Here is a 6,716-nt window from a genome sequence, read left to right on the forward strand (position 1 = left end):
GATCGCGCCCGACGCCGCCGCCGCGCTGGCCGGCGCCGGGGTCGTGTTCGCCGTGCGGATGCCGCAGGAGGCCGAGCGGGCCGTCATTCCGCGCGGCGCCGCGCTGATCTGCATCGCCGGCGCCGCGTCGGATCCCGAACTGGCGCCCGCGCTCGCCCGTGGCGGCATCGATGCGGTGGCGATGGAGATGCTGCCGCGCATCACCCGCGCGCAGGCCATGGACGTGCTGTCGAGCCAGGCGAACCTCGCCGGCTATCGCGGCGTGATCGAGGCGGCGGCGGCGTTCAGTCGCGGCTTCGCCATGATGATGACCGCCGCCGGCACGGTGCCGCCGGCCCGCGTCTTCGTCATCGGCGCGGGCGTCGCCGGCCTGCAGGCGATCGCGACCGCGCGCCGGCTCGGCGCCATCGTGTCCGCGACCGACGTGCGCCCGGCGGCGAAGGAAGAGATCAAGTCGCTCGGCGCCACGTTCGTCGGCGTCGAGGACGAGGAGACGGCCGCCGCCCAGACCGCCGGCGGCTACGCCAAGGAAATGAGCGCCGCGTTCCGCCAGAAGCAGGCCGAACTGCTGGCCGCGACGGTGGTGAAGAACGACATCGTCATCTGCACCGCCCTCGTCGTCGGCGGCCGCGCGCCAACCATCGTCACGGCGGAGATGGTCGCCGGCATGCGCGCGGGCAGCGTAATCGTCGATCTCGCGTCCGACGGCGGCGGCAACTGCGCGCTGACCAAGCCGGGCGAGCAGGTGGTGACGGACAACGGCGTGACCATCCTCGGCTGGCGCAACTGGCCGGGCCGCCTGCCGGTCGCCTCCAGCAGCCTGTATGCCCGTAACCTGCTGACCTTCGTCACATCGTTCTGGGACAAGGAAGCGCGGGCGCTGAAGCTGCCGGAGGATGACGCGATCATCCAGGGCGCGCTGCTGACGCGCGGCGGATCGGTCGTGCATCCGAACCACGCGCCGAAACAGGCCGCCTGACGCCCGTTCACATCCTATCCCACGCAACGCACGAGCGAGACGACATGGACCCGCAACAGATGGCCGAACAGGCCGCCCGCATTGCCGACCAGGCGCGCACGCTGGCCGAGCAGGCCGGCGCGCTGGCCGACCGCGTGATGCCCGGTGCGGTCAACATGCAGGCGGTCGAGCCCTTCATCTTCCTATTCGCCGTGTTCCTGATGGCGTGCTTCGTCGGCTACTACGTCGTCTGGAACGTGACGCCCGCGCTGCATTCGCCGCTGATGGCGGTGACCAACGCGATCAGCTCCGTGATCATCGTGGGCGCGATGCTGGCGACCGGCCTGTCGGGCAGCGCCTGGGCGATGGGGTTCGGCTTCATCGCCGTGGTGCTCGCCAGCGTGAACATCTTCGGCGGTTTCACGGTGACGCAGCGAATGCTCGCGATGTTCAAGGCGAAGAAGTAAGACCATGAGCGCCAACGTCACGTCGCTCGCCTATCTCGTCGCCGCGGTCCTGTTCATCCTGGCCCTGCGCGGCCTGTCGCATCCGACCACGTCGCAGCAGGGCAACCGCTACGGCATGATCGGCATGGCGATCGCCATCGTCGCCACCCTGCTGCATCACGGCATGCTCGGCGCCGGCTACGTGCTGATCGTGATCGGCATCGCGATCGGCGGTTCCGCCGGCGTCTACATCGCGCGCCGCATCCAGATGACGGCGCTGCCGCAGCTGGTGGCGGCGTTCCACTCCCTGGTCGGTCTCGCGGCGGTGTTCGTCGCGGCCAGCGCGCTGACCGCGCCCCAGGCCTTCGGCATCGGCACGCCGGGCGCGATCCACAAGCAGTCGCTGATCGAGATGTCGCTCGGTCTCGCGATCGGCGCCATCACCTTCTCCGGGTCCCTCATCGCCTTCGCCAAGCTGAACGGCAACATGAAGGGCAACCCGATCACCTTCCGCAACCAGCATCAGCTCAATGCCGCGCTGGGCGTGCTGCTGGTGCTGCTGATCATGGGCTTCTTCTCGTCGGGCAGCCCGATCCTGTTCTGGATGATCGCGCTGCTGTCCTTTGCCCTCGGCTTCCTGCTCATCATCCCGATCGGCGGCGCGGACATGCCGGTGATCGTGTCGATGCTGAACAGCTACTCCGGCTGGGCGGCGGCGGGGATCGGCTTCACCATCCAGAATCTGTCGCTGATCATCACCGGCAGCCTGGTCGGCGCGTCGGGCGCGATCCTGTCCTACATCATGTGCAAGGGCATGAACCGCAGCATCATCAACGTGCTGCTGGGCGGTTTCGGCGGCGACGCCGGCGGCGCGGCGGCGGGCGGCGGTGGCGACGGGGCCGATCGCAGCGTGAAGGCGGGGGCCGCGGACGACGCCGCCTTCATCATGAAGAACGCGTCGAAGGTCATCATCGTGCCCGGCTACGGCATGGCGGTGGCGCAGGCGCAGCACGCGGTGCGCGAGATGGCCGACACGCTGAAGGCCGAGGGGGTGGAGGTCAAATACGCGATCCACCCGGTCGCCGGCCGCATGCCGGGCCACATGAACGTGCTGCTGGCCGAGGCCAACGTCCCCTATGACGAGGTGTTCGAGCTGGAGGAGATCAACAACGAGTTCTCCACCGCCGACGTCGTCTATGTCATCGGCGCCAACGACGTGACCAACCCGGCGGCCAAGACGGACCCGAAATCGGCGATCTACGGCATGCCGATCCTGGACGTGGACAAGGCGGGGACGGTGCTGTTCGTGAAGCGCTCGATGGCGAGCGGCTATGCCGGCGTCGACAACGAGCTGTTCTTCCGCCCCAACACGATGATGCTGTTCGGCGACGCGAAGAAGATGACGGAAGAGATCGTCCAGGCGCTCGACTGAGGAGGTCACGATGCCCGGATACCTGGTCGCCTCGGTCGAGGTGACGGACCCGGACGCCTATGCCGCCTATCGCGCGCAGGTGCCGGCCGTGGTCGAGCGGTTCGGCGGCCGGTTCCTCGTGCGCGGCGGCACGATCGAGGCCAAGGAGGGCGACCTCGGCATCGAGCGGCTGGTCATCCTCGAGTTTCCGACGATCGAGGCGGCGCGCGCCTTCTATGACAGTCCCGACTACGCGCCGCTGATCCGCCTGCGCGAGGCGAGCACCCGCTCGCGCGTCGCGCTGGTGGAGGGGCTCCCGACGGCCTGATCGCGGCCGCCCGCGCCCCGGGCGGCCGCCTCAGCCGAACAGCCGCACTTCCGCCGTATCGAGTTCGGCCGGCGCCGGTGCGGCGGGCGCGGTCGCGGTCTGCACGGGCGGCGTCTCGATTGGCGCCGGTTGCGGCGCGGCGGGCGGCAATGCCTGCGGCCGGACTGTCCCGGAGGGCGGCGGCATCAGCGCCGGCACCCGGCTGTAAAGCGCCTCGGTCAGCTCGGCGCGGCGGTCCCACAACGCGCGATACCAGTCGATGCGCGGGCGCACCTGCTGCGCCAGCATGCGTTCGCGCAGGACATAGGCGCGGGCCGCATCGGCCAGCACGCGGCCATCCTCCGGCACGGCGACGAGACGCATCAGCCGCATGCGCAACTCGTCCGCGTCGGCGAACAGCAGCCCCGTCTCGCCATCGACCAGGGTCCGGTCATAGGCCACGGGGCTGGCCAGCGCCGTCACCCGGCATGCGCCGGCCTCGATGAACTTCAGGTCGGACTTGGCGCGGTTGAACGGATTGTCCGCGAGCGGCATGAACGAGACCTCGCACTCGCTCAGCAGCTGCGTATACGTCGAATAGTCGCAGGTGGGCGTGAACTGCTTGTGCGGCGTGCGCAACGCTTTGAAGAACGCCTCGTCATGGACCACGCGGAACTGGAGCCGGTCGCCCGCCGCGGCGGCGACATCGTTCAGCGCGTCCATGTACGGCGCCCAGTCGCCTTCACGGTTGAGCGCGCCGAAGAACAGGGTCAGCCGGTCCGCATGCGCATAGTTGGCCGGCTCCGGCACCGTGCGCAGGGCGTTGGGGAAACGCGCGACCTCCGGGTTGTGGTGGCGGAGTATCTCGACGAGCGTGTCGGTCGTCGTCTGCACTGCGTGGACGCCGGCGAAGGTCCAGTTCTCGCCCCCCTGCATCGCCGGGAAGTAGTCGGGATGATCGTCGAACTCGGTGACGATCACCCAGCCCTCGGCGAGGCGCTGGCGAAGGATCTCCAGACCGCGCGCGCCCTTCAGGATCGGGCGGTGCAGGACGAGGATGCGGGGCGTGTCGCCCGCCGGCGGGCGGATCGTCTCCAGCGTGCCGATGACGGCGGTCACCGTCGGGTCCGTCGCGAGCGCGTGCTGCGGCAACACGACGCGCAGATCGGACACGCCGCCCACCGGCTTGAGCATCGTCGCGGCGACCGTCAAGCGCGGCCGCGCGGTCTTGATGGCGCGCCACACGTATTGCAACGCCGCCGCGCGGGGCGCGTAATTCTGTTTCGTCACGCCGAGGGCGGCGAGCGCCGGGCCGAGCGTCTCGACGAAGCGGGTGGCGCGGTCGGCGTCGAACACGCGCGGATGCACGTCAAGCGCGACCACGCCCAGACGGTCGAGTGCGCGCCGCAGATTGGACAGGCTGAACCAGCGCAGATGCGTCGCGTCGAACAGGCCGCTCGGCTCGTATTCCCACGTGCCCTGCAGCAGCCGCGCGACAAAGGTCCAGTGTTCCACGTTCGGCGCGCAGATCAGCACCGTGCCGTCATCGGCGAGCCGGGTCAGCTGGCGGCTGACGACCCCCCACGGATCGCGCAGATGTTCGAGCACGTCGCCGTACACCAGGCAGTCGATGACCTCGTCACCGAAGGGCAGCGGATTCTGTTCGACATTGACGTGCGCGACCGCGTCATAGCGGCTCGCGGCGATCGGCGCGGCTTCGTCGTCCAGCTCGATGCCGAGGATGCGGGCGTTGGGGTTGAGCGTGCGCAACGCCAGCCCGAGGCCGCCCCGTCCGCATCCCACGTCGAGCACCGTGCGGGCGGCCAGCGGTATCCGTTCAAGCAGGTCGGGATTGGGGGCGTCGTGGAAGACGGTCATCGGCTGGCATGCTCCGGATGGCGGGCCGCGCGGGCAGGGTGTGCTAACGCGCCGGCCGCGACGGCGCTACTGGGCAACGCGGCGGCGGGGGGCACGTTCAGCGCCGGCCGATCGAGCTGTACTGGAAGCCCGCGCCCCGCATGATGGTCGGCTCGTAGATGTTGCGCAGGTCGACGATGACCCGCCCGCGCATCGCCTCCGCAAGCCGGCCGGGGGCGAGGGCGCGGAACTCGTTCCATTCGGTCAGCACCACCAGCGCGTCCGCGCCCTGTGCCGCGTCCAGCGCGCCCGTGCAGTACTGGACCGCGGCGGGCAGCAGCGGCGCCGCCGCCTCCATGCCGGCCGGGTCATAGGCACGGATGGTGGCGCCGTCCTCGATCAGCCGGGCGACGATGGGCAGGCTGGGGGCGTCGCGCATGTCGTCCGTCTCCGGCTTGAAGGTCAGGCCGAACACCGCGATCGTCTTGCCGCGCACCGAGCCCCCGCAGGCGCTGACGACGCGCTGCGCCATGCCGGCCTTGCGCGCCTCGTTCACCGCCGCCGTCGTCTCCACCAGCCGGGTCGCGGCGCCGTGGTCCTGGGCGATGCGCACCAGCGCCAGCGTGTCCTTCGGGAAGCAGGAGCCGCCGAAGCCGGGGCCGGGGTGGAGGAACTTGCGCCCGATGCGGCCGTCGAGGCCGATACCGCGGGCGACGTCGTGGACATCGGCGCCCACCCGCTCGCACAGATCGGCCATTTCGTTGATGAAGGTGATCTTCATGGCGAGGAAGGCATTGGCCGCGTATTTCACCAGCTCGGCCGTCTCGATGTCGGTGAAGACGATCGGCGCCTCGATCAGATAGAGCGGGCGATAGAGCTGACGCATGGTCTCGCGGGCGCGGTCGGTCGCGGCGCCGATCACCACCCGGTCGGGGCGCATGAAGTCGGCGATGGCGGCGCCCTCGCGCAGGAATTCCGGGTTGGACGCGACGTCGAACTCCAGCTCCGGCCGGACGCCCTGCACGATTTCCGCGATGCGCCGGCCGGTGCCCACCGGCACCGTCGATTTCGTGACGATCACCGCGTAGCCGGTCAGCGCCCGGGCCACCTGCTCGGCGGCGGCATATACATAAGTGAGGTCGGCGTGTCCGTCGCCGCGCCGGGTCGGCGTGCCGACGGCGATGAAGACGGCGTCCGCACCTGCGACCGCGGCCGGCAGGTCGCCGGTGAAGGACAGGCGGCCGGCGGCGACGTTGGCCTCCACCAGCTTGTCGAGCCCGGGCTCGTAGATCGGCATCCGCCCGTCGCGCAGCGCGGCCAGCTTGGCGGCATCGGCTTCCACCACCGTGACCTCGGTGCCGAACTCGGCGAAGCAGGCGCCGGAGACGAGGCCTACATAACCCCCGCCGATCATCGCAATGCGCATCGAACACCTCCTGTCTGTCGGCCCGGTCCGCCGGACCGACGCTGCCCGCCGCAGGGCCGTGCTGCGCTGCGGCATACGCCAAGCGTCTTTTGAGCATGCCACGGAACGAGGCGCCATGAATGACTCATGACGGGCCGCCGCCACCCTGTGGGGGCGTGCCGCACCGGGCCGCGTGCTCGTCCAGCGCCGCCTGCTCGCGTGCCCGCAGCATGGCCAGGCGCGCCGCCCTCTGGCGGGCGACAAGCGACGAGGCCGCCTCCAGCGCCGCCCGTGCAGCGAGCAGGCCGGATCGCGCGGCGGCGGTCCGCGTC

The 6,716-nt window shown here is 70.3% G+C and carries 7 protein-coding genes; 4 read left to right on the top strand and 3 right to left on the bottom strand.

Going from position 1 to position 6,716, the window contains the following annotated elements:
- The 4 genes from B8460_RS01655 to B8460_RS01670 form a co-directional block, all read left to right on the top strand.
- Positions 1 to 979: NAD(P) transhydrogenase subunit alpha (locus B8460_RS01655; protein ID WP_048859832.1), on the top strand; the 979-nt coding region annotated here is incomplete at its 5' end.
- Positions 980 to 1,023: 44 nt separating this feature from the next.
- Positions 1,024 to 1,425, top strand: a complete 402-nt coding sequence (locus B8460_RS01660) for a proton-translocating transhydrogenase family protein (protein ID WP_048859833.1) — start codon at positions 1,024 to 1,026, stop codon at positions 1,423 to 1,425.
- A 4-nt stretch (positions 1,426 to 1,429) separates the two neighbouring features.
- On the top strand, positions 1,430 to 2,836 hold the full coding sequence (locus tag B8460_RS01665) for an NAD(P)(+) transhydrogenase (Re/Si-specific) subunit beta (protein ID WP_048859834.1): 1,407 nt from the start codon (positions 1,430 to 1,432) through the stop codon (positions 2,834 to 2,836).
- A 10-nt stretch (positions 2,837 to 2,846) separates the two neighbouring features.
- Positions 2,847 to 3,143, top strand: coding sequence for a DUF1330 domain-containing protein (locus tag B8460_RS01670; RefSeq protein ID WP_048859835.1), 297 nt, complete (start codon positions 2,847 to 2,849; stop codon positions 3,141 to 3,143).
- Between the two features lie 30 nt (positions 3,144 to 3,173).
- Here B8460_RS01670 and B8460_RS01675 read toward each other — a convergent pair whose 3' ends face one another.
- The 3 genes from B8460_RS01675 to B8460_RS20740 form a co-directional block, all read right to left on the bottom strand.
- The gene (locus B8460_RS01675; RefSeq protein WP_084623114.1) at positions 3,174 to 5,000 is read right to left on the bottom strand and encodes a methyltransferase domain-containing protein; all 1,827 of its coding nucleotides are present in this window, start codon (positions 4,998 to 5,000) and stop codon (positions 3,174 to 3,176) included.
- Between the two features lie 97 nt (positions 5,001 to 5,097).
- Positions 5,098 to 6,405 (bottom strand): UDP-glucose dehydrogenase family protein, encoded by a 1,308-nt coding sequence (locus tag B8460_RS01680; RefSeq protein WP_199445504.1) that lies wholly within the window; start codon positions 6,403 to 6,405, stop codon positions 5,098 to 5,100.
- A gap of 124 nt (positions 6,406 to 6,529) precedes the next feature.
- The coding region (locus B8460_RS20740) for a flagellar FliJ family protein (protein WP_148360233.1) at positions 6,530 to 6,716 on the bottom strand (187 nt) is incomplete at its 5' end.

It is taken from the genome of Acidisphaera rubrifaciens HS-AP3 (assembly GCF_000964365.1).
Lineage (GTDB): Bacteria > Pseudomonadota > Alphaproteobacteria > Acetobacterales > Acetobacteraceae > Acidisphaera > Acidisphaera rubrifaciens.

Bases quoted from the DNA above. Each gene is read 5' to 3' on its own strand.
- B8460_RS01660 (WP_048859833.1), top strand. From the start codon at position 1,024: ATGGACCCGCAACAGATGGCCGAACAGGCCGCCCGCATTGCCGACCAG.
- B8460_RS01665 (WP_048859834.1), top strand. From the start codon at position 1,430: ATGAGCGCCAACGTCACGTCGCTCGCCTATCTCGTCGCCGCGGTCCTG.
- B8460_RS01670 (WP_048859835.1), top strand. From the start codon at position 2,847: ATGCCCGGATACCTGGTCGCCTCGGTCGAGGTGACGGACCCGGACGCC.
- B8460_RS01675 (WP_084623114.1), bottom strand. From the start codon at position 5,000: ATGACCGTCTTCCACGACGCCCCCAATCCCGACCTGCTTGAACGGATA.
- B8460_RS01680 (WP_199445504.1), bottom strand. From the start codon at position 6,405: ATGCGCATTGCGATGATCGGCGGGGGTTATGTAGGCCTCGTCTCCGGC.